Origin of the sequence: Chitinophaga agri (assembly GCF_010093065.1) — a bacterium.
In the GTDB taxonomy this organism is placed as follows: Bacteria; Bacteroidota; Bacteroidia; order Chitinophagales; family Chitinophagaceae; genus Chitinophaga; species Chitinophaga agri.
This window is the reverse complement of record NZ_CP048113.1, coordinates 6,923,421-6,938,954: the sequence shown is the minus strand read 5'-3', so window position 1 is coordinate 6,938,954 and position 15,534 is coordinate 6,923,421. Positions and strand designations below refer to the sequence as shown.

The window sequence follows — 15,534 nt, the reverse complement described above, 5'->3', positions numbered from 1 at the left end:
AAACATACGTTTCCATAACAACAAAACATATCATGTTACAGATAAATGATCCTGTCATACAACTGAAAGGGTTGACGAAATGCTATGGGAAGAAAAAAGCAGTGGACGACCTGGATCTCACCATCTACAAAGGCGAGATCTTCGGTCTGTTAGGGCCAAATGGGGCTGGTAAAACCACTACCATTCTCATGATGCTGGGCCTTACAGAACCTACGGCGGGTACCGTTCACGTGTGCGGATATAATGCGACCCGCTCACCTATCGCCGTCAAACGCAGCGTAGGTTATATGCCAGACAGTGTTGGATTCTACGATAACATGACCGCCCTCGAAAACCTGCTATACATCGCCCGTTTGAATGGTTTGCCAGAACATGAAATCAGGAAGAAGTGCATGGAAACATTGGCGTTGGTAGGTCTTGCAGGCGATGCTGATAAAAAGACTTCCACATTTTCCCGGGGCATGAAACAAAGACTGGGGCTGGCAGATGTGCTAATCAAAGACCCTGCAGTAATCATTCTCGACGAACCTACACTAGGTATCGATCCAACAGGTGTCAGGGAATTTCTGATACTGATCAAGCAGCTCAGCAGACAACGGGGAATTACCGTATTGATCTCCTCTCATCATCTGCACCATGTACAGCAGGTATGTGATCGTGTTGGAATCTTCGTAAATGGTAAACTGGAAGTAGAAGGTAATATCAATACCCTTTCAGGCAGTATGCTGAACGAGGGTGGCCATACGACTACAGTAACCCTGACGGCTCCGGTCCCGCAACCATGGCCACACATGGCGATCTTTTCAGGACTGGATGCCGTGAAAGAAGTGAACGTGCAAGACAAAGATCTTGTCTTTACCTGCACCCATGATATCACACCTGCCATCGTCCGCCTGCTGGTTGAAAACGGATGTGATATTACCGGCGTACACAAAAAAGACTATAGTTTAGATGACATCTATCAAAAATATTTTGAAAACAATGCAGCTGAAACTACAACTCATTAAACGTCCGCCAGTTTCCTTCACTGGACTGTCTCTTACAAACAAAGGGAGCAGTAACAGGCCTACCGTCCGGCAAACGCCTTCTCCGTTCAGCATAATGGTAAGTAAGGAGATTGCAGACCACATACGTAGCTGGCGCCTGATCGTTCTGATGTCGCTCATCGTGCTTACATTCGTAACCGCCATGTACGTATCGCTTTCTAACATTGGAGCTGCCACCGGCAATCTGAGCGACCCTGATCACACTTTTCTCTATTTAAAGCTGCTTACCGCTACTGACAAAGTAGTGCCGCCCTTTCATGTGTTTATCAGCTTCCTGGGACCGCTACTCGGTATTAGTCTTGGCTTTGATGCAGTGAATAGAGAACAGAGCAGTGGTACGCTCGCCAGGATCATGGCACAACCCGTATATCGGGACAACCTTCTGCTTTCTAAGTTTGTAAGCGCTGGCCTGGTTGTCACCGTCTTCTTTACGTCGCTGATATTGCTAATGGTAGGAGGAGGATTATTCTTCACCGGTGTGCGAATGGAACCACAGGAAGCCCTGAGAATTTTCGCTTTCACCGCCTTCAGCATCTTATATGTTGCTTTCTGGCTGGCGCTTTCCATCCATCTGTCTGTGCGCTTCAGGCAGGCTGCAACAGCAGCTCTAACAGCCATTGGAATATGGATCTTCCTCACCGTATTTTACCAGCTCCTTATTAAACTGTTAGTAAGGGCCATTCTGCCGGCAAATCCTGAGATACTACCGTCGGAGCAGCTCATCTGGTATGAAAATATGATCTTGAACCTATTGAGAATAGCACCTGGTCAGCTTTACACAGATGCCACTACTACCTTACTCATACCTTCCGTTCGCAGCCTGGGTCCGGTAACTATGGAAGAAATGGCAGGTGCTGTACCTGCACCCCTGCCGTTTAGAGAAAGTCTAATGATTATATGGCCTCAGGTAAGCGGGCTACTTGCAGCTACTACCGTCTGCTTTGCATGGACCTACTACCTGTTCATGCGGCGTGAGATCAGAAGCTAACTTCTTAACAGATAATTTTCAATGAATCCTTCCGGAATGAACCCAGCCTTCATGGCTTAACTTAGCAATACCACAATTAAGTGGTTCAATTATTCCGGCAATTGGCAAGCAAAGGCCCTGTAATAAATTGATTTACAGGGCCATTTTAAATTTACATCCTGTTTACCAAACAAAATTGAAGCCACTACGACTTTATTTGCATGTACTACCTTTTATTGCCTCAATCATCATTTTACGGTCAAAAGATCAACCAATCTTCTAAACACTTATTAATCGACGGAAATTACATTTATGGAATCCAGGCGTAATTTGCATCTCATAAAAAAAGAATAAATGAAACTATTACTCACTTTGCTACTGACACTCTTTTTAAAGGTCACCGTTTTCGCCACCGCCCAATATCCGGATAAGATCATCTACAAGGGGAAGGAATATGATATGCATAGTAATCCCATGGAAAGTTACTTTACCAGTCACCCAGATAAACGTCCCCGCGGAGGCATCGGATCCACAGCACTATGGCGTGGATACGTTGCGACGTTCGAAGTAAGCAATGGAAGTCTTTACCTTAAGGATATAGAGATCGAAGTGAGAGACACTACCAGTAAAGGTAGATACGATACAAAATTCCAAAGTGTCATGGAACAGGTTTTCCCCGGACAAACGCATATCAAAGTCGACTGGCAGACAGGCTTATTGGTCATCCCTTATGGCAAACTTGTCAACTATGTGCATATGGGATACGGATCCACCTATGAACACTACATCCTGTTGGAAATAAACAAAGGAGATGTGAAAAAAGATAAAAACCTCAGCGCCAGCCAATACGAAGCGTTTAAAAGCAAACAATTCCTGGCCTTTAAGAAAACAGATGAATACCAACGACTCAAAACATCCCTGTTACAACAGGAACAAATGGAAGAAGAAACCATTGACGACTTCCTCAAAAGTTTCATCATACAATATACATCCCAAATCCTGGTCAACTAACACCATATCTTCGGTACGCCATTATCATTGAAGGATTAGGAACACCCTATCCACATACGTTATTATACCTGCTTTTATCTCCCGGCAAACACCATAAACGATGTAAGAACCTACTTCGTACTGGCGTCCTCATGTTATCTTCGATCACAATGATCGGGTTTTAACACGACATCTGTACCATCTTCCTGCTATATAACACACCTCCATCCACGCCATCTCCCAATCACTATGAATCAAACAATCCTCAATGCAACAGCATATCCAAACTCCTTTCTCTCCGGCAATTCAACCTCCAACCCATTCTCCGTCCTCTTAAACGACAACACACTATCCGACGCCACTAAAGTCACTTTGCTGATCTCCCTCGCATACAACTCATTACCAGCTGCCAACGATTTTATAGTCAGCTTACCATTCTCCGGCCAGCGCATTGCGGTTGCGTACAAGACATTTCCCTTCACCACAAATCTAATATCCTGCTCCGTAAATTCCTTTCCTTTCCCTTCGTTAAATCCCTGTGCACTAAGCGGTGCTGACTGCTCCATAGCCGGCCCCTCACCGAATATCTTCCAGGGCCTCGTATCAAAAATACTTTCGCCATTTGCCTTCATCCAGCGGCCTATTTCTTCTACGATCATTCTTTCATCTTCATCGATAGTACCATTACCTCTGACTGGAATACTCAACAGCAGATTGCCATTTTTACTAACAACATCTACCAGCGTCTGAACAACTGTTCCTGCGCTTTTATATCCATGCCTGTCATAGATGCCGCGGTCATAATGCCACGCCCCAATGCAGGTGCATGTCTGCCACGGCAGGGGTTCACTGTTATTGCTTTGGCCACGTTCTATATCCCACACCATGCATTTCCGTTGCTGCTCATCCAGGATTTTACCATTGATCACAACATCCAATGCTCCTTTCTGCTGTATACTACGATTATAATAGTGTGCTGCTATCTTCAGCCCTGCATCACTGGCGGGCCACAGCGGAAGAGCGGTGTCGTCAAAATACAGCAGATCCGGATCATAACGGTTAATCAGATCGATCGTGCGGTTAAGGAATTTATCGCAGTACGCTTTTGAAGGAGGAGTTACCCCATTGCCCCAGTTCCATTGACGATGGATCATTCCGTCATCATAACTATTTTCACTCAGCGGATGATTCTGGGCATACAAGTCCTGCGGGTCCATCCCATCCCACCATTTTCCTTTCCCATCCTTCCTGGTTACCTTTCCATCGTAGGGTACACCGGCAAATGGGCCCGTTTTATCTGCGCGCTGTGCGGTTTCCATCCAACTCCAGGTATGAGCAGCATGCACGCTCACACCGAAACGTATATCCTGTTTTCTTGCAGCTTTCGCCCATCCACCGATCACGTCTTTCCTAGGTCCGACCTTTACACTATTCCATGCCGGCTGATATTTACTCTGATAGAGGTCCAGATTGTCATGGTGATTAGCAAGGGCTACAAAATATTTCGCGCCAGCATCCTTGTACAATGACAGCAGCGACTCCGGATCCCATAGCTCCGCCTTCCATTCGTTGATCACATCTTTGAATCCGAAGACGGACGGATGACCATATTTCTTCAGATGGAAATTGTAATGATGATTACCTTCCATATACATTTCCCTGGCATACCAATCACCGTTTTCCGGCTGACACTGAGGTCCCCAGTGCGCCCATATCCCAAATTTGGCGTTACGAAACCAGTCAGGAGTAGCGTACTGTTGCAAAGATGGCCAGGTGGGTTTAAAAGGCCCTGTCATCATTTCCTCCGGATAACCCAATGTAGCATCCGAAGCGCGAAGCTCCATGTTTATCATGGCTGCCGGAATAGCCAGACCAAGTTGTTTTAAAAGCGTTCTTCTGTTCAACGTGAAATATTTTATTATGAAAACAATGTCAATTCGTCCACCTGTAATACAGCTAATGCTCCTTCGTGGAAATCTAAACACGATCTCGTCCTAACACGCTGCCGGGCAGACGACGCATAACCCTCCCGCTATATTTTCAGAAAGAGCTTATTCCTATACAAAATATACAATAATATTAATTGCACAAAAGTAACCGACATCGCAGCCAATACCGGTTGCCATAACAAAGGCAGGTGCCGGATCGCCCCTCCAAAAATATAGTCGGCAGTATACTTAAAGTTCACCAGTCCCTCCGCACACATATAAATAAGTATGGAATTTGTACCGATTATAATAAATAGAAAGGCCCAACGCTGAAATCCTGCAACATCTATAACCCAATAGAAGATAGATAATAGCAGCAGACTCCACCCTGCTGTATATACAACAAAAGAGCTTGTCCATAAGCGCTTGTTTATTGGGAAAACCGTGTCCCATAACAAGCCGAGTAAGACGAAACCAATCCCGGCAGCGAAAAGAAAGCAGGCTTTCTCCCGCATACTGAACTTCCCATCCCGGAGAAATGTGCCGGTCAATATACCCATCAGCGCTGTTCCCACAGCCGGGATAGTGGACATGATACCTTCCGGATCGTGTATGCCATCATGTAACTTACCCGGAAGTAATAGCCTGTCAACATAAGACTCAAAAGATCCCTCCATTGTCAGTACACCCGCGCCATAACCTGGTACGGGAATAAATTCCATCATCGCCCAGTATCCTGACAGTATCGCCACCAGATAACATAGCTGCTTCCGTACATCATTATTTAAATATATCAGGCCGGCAAAGAACCAGGCGAGACCGATACGTCCCAATACGCTGGCAAACCGGGTCTGCTCATACCCCCTGAAAGCCAGTAAGCCATTCACAATACATCCAAGTATGATCAGCAGGAGGGTCCTCCGCAACATGGAGAGATACAATGCCTTTTTATCTTTCCAGGGCAATTCGAAAGCTTCACCGACACCTGCCAATTGCACCTTCTTCTGCATGGAATAAGGCATTGATATACCCGAAATAAACAGGAACAGCGGAAATATCATATCATAGAAGGTGAAACCATTCCATACCGTATGATGCAGTTGCGCCGACATGACCCGGAATACCGGCCAGTTCGTAGCCTTTGCCAACTCATGAATAATATGCTCACCACTCATGATCCAGAACATATCAAAGCCCCGTAATGCGTCAAGTGATACCAATCTTCCTCCAGTCTGTTTACTCATCGCTGGGCATATTTAGGACGATATAATTTATACATCTCCATCGCTATGGCAATACTATTTCCAACTGGTATATCAGTAAATTTATTCCGCCTGTTCACCCACTGCCACTCCCATTGCTTTATTCGCGCTTCAAATCCATTGAAATCAGCCGGCGCTCCTGCCCTCAGGGATAATTGCAACATATCCAAGAACTGTATCCATCTCTGTGCATAAAAGTCGTTAAGCAAACCGCTCCACTGTCTGTTGGAATATTCGTGTAACGGACTGTTCGCATCTCCCCATAATGTAATGAGGTCACGCGCATTTCGTTCATACAACGCTTTCTCTTTTTCATTCGTCCCCCACTTATTGGCGGAAGATAACCATGGACCAAGCATGAAATCCTTTCTCGTAGCCAGCAGCCGGTCCATGTCATAGATCAAAGTAATAAACTGCTTACTGTACAGCTGAAAGGCGGCGCTATCCTTTTCATTATATGCCTTCACCCACATCTGCTGCAAAGGATGGGCATAATTAGCCAATACCTGCCTTGTAATATCTACCAGGTCATATTGGAACCCATCTGCCTTCGCGCCATTTCCAGCCGCTGCAATAAAAAGATCCCATGCAGGCAACAGTTCATTCCGGTTATAGTTTAATTTGGTGCGGGTCCATTCGGTGGTAGAATCCAGGGTCGGCCTGCCCGTTACGATAGACTCAGCTCCATCCCTGATAAGCTGACCATTATACACCGTCCGTCGCAGTATGTCCCATGCCCGGACAAGACTGGTGTCTTTAGTACCATACCTGTTCAGAACATATTTTTCCAGCCACTCATGAATGATTATCGGATCGGACTGCCAGGTATGCTGCATCATCAACTCATACATCACGGGATTTTGCTCAATCGCTTCCATTGTTAAACCAATACCCCGCAGACGCCCGGAAGCAGTATCTTTTAATGCCAACGCCGGTCCGGCGGCTACCCCGTCCATACGCCCAAAAAGATTGACGTTTCCACCGAAGTTATTCAGCATATTCCATATCCATGGTTTACCATAAAATGAGGCGGTCCGCTTCCAGACAGGCTCTATTTCCGCAGCTAAATCCAGCAGGATCATCTTATCGTCGGGTACCGCATTGAGCAACGCCGCTATCTGCGGTGCGCCCCAGAACTTACGATCACTATAAAATAGCCATCCCTGCATCACCCATATTGCAGCCGTATCTGCCTGCCGCATACCATCGTATATTCTGGCGCTCAGCTGTGACAAAAACAGAGAATCATTTGATGGCGGTTCATTCTCATTAAAGGTATCAGCAGAATATAGGTGGTCAGTACCATACAACCGGGTCTGTACTTCGAGGAACTTCTTTCCTATCTGCGCAAACAGTGGATCTTCGGCATCAAGGATATAGGTATCCGCGAAACCATTTTTCCAGTTAGTTGCCTTTAACTTCGCCTCAGGAAATCTTTTCTTAAAAGCAGGCGGTACATGTCCGGTAAATGCAGGCAATACCGGTTTCATTCCCAAAGCCCGCTGGCGTTGCAATATCTTCACCTGTAAGTCCCTATGAGACTTTATCCACGACATGGGTAGCGGACCTCCCCATCCATCTAAATTACCCATCCAGAACCAGGCGGTGTAAGCTGGCCCGCTAAAAAAGCCTGCGAGCTCCTCATCGGTAAATCCCAGCTCTTTATACACCAGGTACCAGGTATATTCCTCTCCTGTGATCGCAAGGGGCATATTAATGCCATGTAATGCCATCCAGTCAATCTCCTTCTCCCAACGCGTCCAGTCCCACCATGCCATGCTATAGTTGAAAGTACAATAGTTCAGGTAGTAACGATAGGTATATGGTGTTGTATGCCTCACCTTCCCGTCGACTACAGGCAATGTAGCAGGCAACTTCAGATTAGTCCCATTCCAGGTGATCTGACAATGGCAATACTCCTCCAGATAATAATAAAGCGCTGCTGCAATCGCCACACCATTATTCCCCCTCAAAATGATCTTTCCATTTTTGCTTTCTACTTCAAAAACGTCTTTGTCTTCCTGTTGCTGTAAAGGCTGTACAACGAACTGTTGCTGATGTGCCGGCACTACTCTTCTTATGAGGTCATATGCAGCCGTGGTATGCAGCTGCCCATAGGCATAACTGGTTAAAAAGATAAAAACCAAACAAAACAATTTCTTCATAATAATATTATTGATTCCTTCGACGTGGCATGGTAACATTCAATGCGTGGCTGGCAATATGCTTCCCGTATATAGCAGATACACGGGAAGCATCAATAAGTGATCGTTACTAGTACCCTGGATTTTGCTTCAGTGCCGGATTAAGCTGCAACGCAGATGTAGGAATAGGGAAAATACGACGATTCACATCAGCATCTGTCTTGAATCCCCACTTGCTTTCATATTTACCAAAGCGGATCATATCATTCCTATGCCAGGATTCCCATACCAGCTCCCTGCACCTTTCCGCATATATTCCTTCCAGTGTGATCGCAGTAAGTGCAGCAGATGTCGTGCGCTGTGACCTTAACTCGTTCACCAGCGAAAGCGCTGTCTGCCCCATCGTAGCACTGCCGCCGCGTAAAATAGCCTCCGCCTTCATCAACAGTACATCGGAGTAACGCAACAACGGAATATCATTCTTCTGGTTCCTGTTCAGCGATGTTGCATCCGGATAGAACTTGATATTCCGGTATCCCATATTCCACGCTATTTCATCATTACCGGCATCAAATGAATTGACATCCTGTCTTAACACCACTTCAGGTTTGATATCTATCTGATAAGTATAGGGAGCCGCGCCATCTGCACCTGTATAGAACTGATCATATCCCTTTTTCGTTGTAGTAACAGTAGCCGGCGTAACCCCATCGGCCAGGAACTGGGGTCCGGTCAGCCACTGACGGTTGCGCACATCATTCGGATCATCGAAGTTAGCATAGAATGAAGGCAGTGTGCTGATGGCGCCATCTGGTGTAAACGGCAGTTTAAATTTAGTAGCTGCCAGTCCACGCGGTACATCGTAACGTGCATGCAGGTTCTGCGATCTGAATGGGAAAGTATTTGACCACGCAGGATCAAAGGGTATCGCAAAAATAAACTCCTTCATCTGCGGACCGTTATCAGGATAGAACATCTGCAGATAGGTATTGGCTGGCTCCAGTGAATATAGACCCGACTTTATCACATTATCGCAGGCTGCAATGCAATCATCATTTCGCTGCGTACCGGTATATATCTCCGCATTCAGGTAAAGCTTCGCCAATAAGGCATATGCCGTCCATTTGTTGGCCCTTCCATAAGTTGATACGCCACTGACCGCACTCAGATCAGGCAGACAGGACTTAATTTCATTTTCTACAAAAGTAAAAACCTGTGCCCGGGGAACATTGGGCTTTGCCGAAAAATCTCCGCTTACTGTATCAATGGGTACATTACCGTAATTATCCATCATAAGATAATAGGCGATTGCACGCACCATCCGCAGTTCTGCCAGCGTAGTCTTCTTACTGGAACCTTCCGGTATATTTTGTCCAAGGATAGCCAAAGACTGGTTCACAGTACCAATAATAGTGGAGAACCATACCCAGTTGCCGTTGACACCCGCATGATCTTTCGTCCATGTGTGATAATGATATTGCTGAAACTCCGCTCCGTTGAACCAGTTACCACCTCTTGCAGGAAAGATCCCCTCATCTGTTGTCAATGTTTGCATAAAAAAATATTCCACACCGATATTTCCCCGTAAAGCAACATACGCGGGGCCTGATGCCGCGATAAACTGTGTACTGTCTGTAGGAAAAACGTCTGGTGTAAGTGCGGATGTAATAGGAACTTCCAGTTTGTAACATGCACTGAAAACACACAACAAAAAGGAAATGAATATATAGCTGATTAACTTTTTCATACACTGTTTTTTAGATGCTGTTAGAATGACACGTTAACACCCAACATAAAAGTCCTCGTCTTAGGATAAAAGTTATTGTAATCCACACCAGGTGCTATACCACCCTGATTGACTTCAGGATCCACACCCTTGTAACCGGTAATAACAAAAAGATTGTTAGCCGTCACATATAGTCTTATACTTTTAATGTAAGGATGCAGGTTCCTGAAGTTATACGCCAGGGTGGCATTGTCGAATCTCACGTAAGTACCGCTTTCCACGAAACGGGTAGAATACAGGTAAGCGTTATAATCCGCCACACTTTCATTAGCCGCCTCTTTCAGGATATTGGTATACTGGGCAGTGTTCGGCCGGAAAAGATCAGCCCTCGTTGCATTGAAGATTTTATTCCCAAACACACCTCTCAGGAAAATATTGAGGTCGAAGTTCTTATAACGAAAGCTGTTTGACCAGCCCATTAATAATTTGGGCTGAGAGTTACCGATATAATGATAATCCGCGCCTATAATAGGTGTAGTAGTGGGCTTTCCATCTGCCGCTACGAACTGTGACACGCCATTGGCATCTTTGCCTGCATATATTGGTGAAAAGAATTGTCCCAGTGGCTTACCCTGTTTCAGTATTTCCAGGGAGTGGCTGGACTGGCCGGCACCCTCAGGAAAGGCAAGCAGTATAGAGTCTCCGCCGGAGAAAAGCGGATTGGTCAGACTGGTGATCTCATTCCTGTTATGCGCGAAGTTAATACCAGTGTTCCAGCCAAAGGTCTTGTTCTCTACTATGGCCGCATTCAGGCTCAATTCTATACCTCTGTTGCTCATACTGCCACCATTGGCCACAATAGTACCGGTAGGTACCAGGATCGGATCGACCCTGTAAGAATAGATCATACCGGTGGTTTTCTTATCATACAGATCGATCGAACCACTCAGTTTCCCTTTGAGAATGGCGAAATCCACTCCTATATTGGCTGTACTTGTTTTCTCCCATTTCAGATCAGGGTTAGCTGCCTGAATTGGCCCACTTGCAGATACAGCAGCTCCGTTATAATAGAAGATTCCCTGTGTACCGGAGATAAACCTTGCGGTAAAGGCATTAAAACCTGAAGCATTACCTGTTATACCATAACTCGCTCGCAGTTTCAGATCAGTAAATGCTGACTGATGCTTCATGAACTGCTCCTGGCTGATCCTCCATGCCAGTCCGACAGAAGGGAAATATCCCCATTGATGGTTCGCTCCGAACACGGAGCTGCCATCTCTTCTTAACGAAGCCTGCAACAGGTATTTATCATTAAATCCATAATTCAGACGCGCAAAATTAGATATCAGCCGGTTCTCCTGAAATACACCGTCAGTGCCCAGTCCAATCTGAAAACCGGATATAGCATATGGGTTACTCAGTGCCAGATTGGAATACCCGATATTATCAACCGGGAAATTACTGGTCGTTACCTGAAAGCCCTCCCCTATCTTGTTATTCTGCCATGAATAGCCTAATACCGCACTGATATTGTGCAAACCAAATGTCCGGTTCCAGGTCAGGAATGTTTCAAGGATCTTGCTGGTATTCTGGTATACACTCCTGGTCGCCTGTCCGTTCGCTCCGAAGGTTTGCTGACTGTGAAATCCTAATCCGGGATTAGGATTATCGTACATGCTGTTATAGTTAGTGGTAAAGTATTTATTATAGTACTCTCCATGTGTTGAAGTAAAGCCGATATAAGACAGGTTAAGGTCATAGACAAACCCGAAAGGCAGTTTGACCTGGGTATTAAAACTTCCTACAAGGTTATTGTATTTAGTATTCATCTGGCTATTATCGATCATCGCTACCGGATTGTAATACCCTTGTGTATTGAAGTTTTCAAAGTAGCTGCCATCCGGATTTTTCACAGGCGATACCGGCAGATGCAGGGCGGACTGAAGCAATACTACGTTACGGTAGGGAATGTCATTCGCGCTACTGTTTGAATTTGTCACATTCAGTGCAAATTTCACCTTGTCATTCAGGGCATATTGTTCCGCACTTAAACGTGCTACCACTCGTTCAAGATCACTGTTCAGCAGAATTCCTTCTTTTTTTATGTAACTCAGACTGGCGGCATACGTACCGTGATCTCCGCCACCACTGAAAGATATATTATGACTATGAGAGACGGCCTGCTTACGCTGGATCGCGCTCTGCCAGTCCGTATTGGCATTCTTATCATCTGTAGGAGCGAAAGACTGACCATTTCTGCTCAGGAATTCTCTCAGCTCAGCAGCATCCATCATATCCAGCTTATTTGACACCTTTTCCAGTCCTACGTAGCCATTATAAGACACGCGGGACTCGCCCTTCCTGCCTTTTTTAGTGGTGACCATGATTACGCCATTGGCAGCCCGGTTACCATATATTGCTGTAGCTGCCGCATCTTTCAATACATCGATGGAAGCAATATCATCAGGCGCAATAGCGGATATGTCGACCCCTGGCACACCATCGATCACATAAAACGGCCCCTGGGAACTGTTCAGTGTAGACGCTCCGCGCAATACCACTGTAGCCACCGCATTAGGGTCTCCACTGGCAGATATGTTTAATCCGGGCACTTTACCCTGTAAAAGTTGTCCAACGTCCGTAATCGCCCCCTTATTCAGTTCTTCGGCCTTCACCGTGTTCACAGCACTGATCAGGTTCTTTCTGGATTGTTTACCATACCCTACTACGACAACATCACCCAGACCGATCGAGGAAGAGACCAGTGCAACTGTGATATTGCTACGGCTCTTAACCGGCATCTCCTGTACCTGGTAGCCGAGATAACTGAATACCAGTATGGCATCCGGATCTATTCCGGTTAACTGGTATTCACCCAGGGAATTGGTCTGCGTACCTTTAGATGTACCCTTCACCTGAACAGATACACCCGGCAAAGGACTACCCTTATCATCGGTGACCTTACCAGTTATAGTCATGTCCGGACGGACCTCCCCTTCGGGTAACAAGGTATGTAACCTGGGTTTGATAATGATGGTCTTATCTACGATCTGGTAGGTAAATGGTTGTTCCTTAAAGATGATATCCAGCACATTGGACAGGTCTGCATTGTCTATGCGGATGGTTACTCTCTTAGCATTGTCCAGCATGTCCAGTTTGTAGAAGAACTTATAACCCGTCTTCACTTTAATTTCGCGCAGGACATCTTCCAGCGGCCTGTCCTTTAGCGACAAACTTAGTTTTTGCGCATATCCCGTAGCATTCACCTGCAAACAGGCTATTGTTAGCAACAAGACAATCATTTTCATAACAAGGAGTGTTTTTCGTGGTATAGAGCATAACTTTTCAATGCTCACTTTCTTTAAATAAAGCCATTTTACAGGCATGGCTTTTACATCATCATGCAATTGCATAGATTTGCAGTGTTTGGGTGTGAATGATAATTGATCTTCGTTGGACTTTTGTCAGCCGCAGAACCCGGACTTTACAGGGGCGGGCTCAATCGCCCCTGTTTCAACAGGATTACGGGCACATACTTCATGGTGGTACGTTCTTCATAAATGTGGCATTTTATTATTTTGGTTGACTATTATTACATACTACGGCCGCACCAGTATCTTGTGGCCTTCTACAGTAAACTTTACACCGCTTACCTCTAATATTTTCAGCACAGTAGCTATATCTGACTTTTTATCTATTTCACCACGGAAAAGCCCGTTTGGCACGCCATCAGGATAAACGATCTCCACATCATACCAGCGGGCGAGCTGTTGCAGCACTTCTGCAATAGTTACATCATCAAAGCTGAATGTTCCATTCTTCCAGGCCACGACATCGTCTACATTCACTGCTATTACATTCATTGCTCCGGCATTATTCATTTTCGCCTGCTGGCCGGGTTTGAGTAATACATCCTTATTGTTAACGGCAACTTTCACCTTCCCCTCCAATAGTGTAGTTTTGGCAAAAGACTCGTCGCCATATGCTTTCACATTAAAATGCGTGCCCAAAACGCTTACTTCCATCTCATTGGCCACAACAATAAAAGGCTGATGTTCATTAGCGGCTACTTCGAAATAAGCCTCTCCGGTCAGTTTTACCACCCGGTCCTTTCCGGTAAACGCAGTGGGGAAAACCAGCTTGCTGGCCGCATTCAGCCATACCGTCGTTCCATCCGGAAGCGTGATCTGATACTGGCCACCACGTGGTGTGGAAAGCGTATTCAAGGATGCCACGCTACCAGCATCCTTACCTTGTCCCTGCTGAAACGCCAGTTGTCCACTATTCAGTTTGATAATTTTTGTATTTCCCTGCTGTGCTAATACCCCGTTTTCTTCATCATTAAGAGTAATGGTATTACCATTCGCCATCACTAACGTAGCCTTATTGGTTCCTGGCACAATAGTCCCGCCGGATACAGATCCTGATTTTGCCAGTAACTGTTCCCTGCCCTTCTGTGTGTTATAATGATAATACGCCCCTCCGGCAATCAATAAGGTAATAACAGCCGCCGCCCAATACCACTTCCCTGTAATGATGCTATCTCCCTTGACACGACGGTAGATCCTGCGCTTCAGTTCAGCGGCAGCATGCACACTTTCATCATTCCACCGGACGTCTTCTTCCGGAAACGTATTATACCAGTTTTCAAACAATACTTTCTCCTCTTCACTAATAGTGCCTTTCAGTAATTTGTCCGCCAGGAGGGATATTTGTTCAGGAGTCAGATCAGGCATTATAAGGCTGTTTTATATATAGTCTCAGCAACTGATCAGCCACCCTTAGTCCAGGAGAAAAATTTTTTTAAGCAGAAGTCTGTAAGATCAATAAGCCGGATCAGAAAAAAATGTGGAGATATCTGAGGGATGCGCGCAGGGTCCTTAGCGCTTTACTCATGTGGGATTCAACGGTCTTCATAGATATATTAAGCGTTGCCGCTATTTCTCTTTCAGTTAATCCCTTTTCCCGGCTCAGCTTAAACACGAGCCGGCATTTCTCAGGCAGGGATTGTATCGAGCTTTCCAGTTCGTCTCTCAGTTGCTGGTAACTAAGCCATTGCTCCGTACTGCGATCAATCTCCGGAAGTTCCAGCCTTGATTGCCGCTCGGCTTCATTTTTACGCCTTGCAAGGAAAGTAATGATCTTATACTTGAGGGCACCACATATATATGTATTAAACGAATACTTTAGCTGAATATTTTCAGATCTCTTCCAGAGATCCAGGAACAGATCCTGTACGACCTCCTGTGCATCCATTGAAGATTTAAGACGAATATAGGCGATAGTGACCAGTTTCTCCCAGTAACGCTCATAAAGGATACTGAATGCAACAGCATTATGATTCAGTTGCAATTGCTGCAACAGTTCCTCATCACTGTTCTGGCATGTAACGATATCTAAGTCCCTTCGCATTTACAGATACGTAACTTACATAAATGTACTAAAGATATTGATAACAATATTCCTTATTG

At 45.5% G+C, this 15,534-nt stretch carries 10 protein-coding genes; 3 read left to right on the top strand and 7 right to left on the bottom strand.

Annotation, left to right across the window (positions count from 1 at the left end; all coding sequences use genetic code 11):
• The first annotated feature begins 32 nt into the window (after positions 1 to 32).
• The 3 genes from GWR21_RS27745 (at position 33) to GWR21_RS27735 (ending at position 3,024) form a co-directional block, all read left to right on the top strand.
• A complete protein-coding gene (locus GWR21_RS27745; RefSeq protein WP_162334959.1) occupies positions 33 to 1,007 on the top strand; it encodes an ABC transporter ATP-binding protein in 975 nt (324 codons plus the stop codon).
• The gene (locus tag GWR21_RS27740; RefSeq protein ID WP_238430044.1) at positions 982 to 2,034 is read left to right on the top strand and encodes an ABC transporter permease; all 1,053 of its coding nucleotides are present in this window, start codon (positions 982 to 984) and stop codon (positions 2,032 to 2,034) included. The genes GWR21_RS27745 and GWR21_RS27740 overlap by 26 nt, the downstream gene beginning before the upstream one ends.
• A 333-nt stretch (positions 2,035 to 2,367) precedes the next feature.
• Complete coding sequence (locus GWR21_RS27735) at positions 2,368 to 3,024, top strand: hypothetical protein (protein ID WP_162334958.1); 657 nt, start codon at positions 2,368 to 2,370, stop codon at positions 3,022 to 3,024.
• A 233-nt stretch (positions 3,025 to 3,257) separates the two neighbouring features.
• Here GWR21_RS27735 and GWR21_RS27730 read toward each other — a convergent pair whose 3' ends face one another.
• The 7 genes from GWR21_RS27730 to GWR21_RS27700 form a co-directional block, all read right to left on the bottom strand.
• Positions 3,258 to 4,907 carry an alpha-L-fucosidase gene (locus tag GWR21_RS27730; RefSeq protein WP_202928999.1) on the bottom strand — a complete coding sequence of 550 codons (1,650 nt, stop codon included), beginning with the start codon at positions 4,905 to 4,907 and terminating at the stop codon, positions 3,258 to 3,260.
• A 128-nt stretch (positions 4,908 to 5,035) separates the two neighbouring features.
• Positions 5,036 to 6,175, bottom strand: a complete 1,140-nt coding sequence (locus tag GWR21_RS27725) for an acyltransferase family protein (RefSeq protein ID WP_162334957.1) — start codon at positions 6,173 to 6,175, stop codon at positions 5,036 to 5,038.
• On the bottom strand, positions 6,172 to 8,358 hold the full coding sequence (locus GWR21_RS27720; RefSeq protein ID WP_162334956.1) for an alpha-N-acetylglucosaminidase: 2,187 nt from the start codon (positions 8,356 to 8,358) through the stop codon (positions 6,172 to 6,174). Before GWR21_RS27720 ends, GWR21_RS27725 begins: the two co-directional genes overlap by 4 nt.
• Before the next feature lie 109 nt (positions 8,359 to 8,467).
• Positions 8,468 to 10,084 (bottom strand): RagB/SusD family nutrient uptake outer membrane protein, encoded by a 1,617-nt coding sequence (locus tag GWR21_RS27715; RefSeq protein ID WP_162334955.1) that lies wholly within the window; start codon positions 10,082 to 10,084, stop codon positions 8,468 to 8,470.
• A gap of 20 nt (positions 10,085 to 10,104) precedes the next feature.
• Complete coding sequence (locus GWR21_RS27710; RefSeq protein WP_162334954.1) at positions 10,105 to 13,371, bottom strand: SusC/RagA family TonB-linked outer membrane protein; 3,267 nt, start codon at positions 13,369 to 13,371, stop codon at positions 10,105 to 10,107.
• Positions 13,372 to 13,662: 291 nt separating this feature from the next.
• Positions 13,663 to 14,799 carry a FecR family protein gene (locus GWR21_RS27705; protein ID WP_162334953.1) on the bottom strand — a complete coding sequence of 379 codons (1,137 nt, stop codon included), beginning with the start codon at positions 14,797 to 14,799 and terminating at the stop codon, positions 13,663 to 13,665.
• A 100-nt stretch (positions 14,800 to 14,899) separates the two neighbouring features.
• Positions 14,900 to 15,475, bottom strand: coding sequence for an RNA polymerase sigma-70 factor (locus GWR21_RS27700; RefSeq protein ID WP_162334952.1), 576 nt, complete (start codon positions 15,473 to 15,475; stop codon positions 14,900 to 14,902).
• Positions 15,476 to 15,534 lie beyond the last annotated feature (59 nt).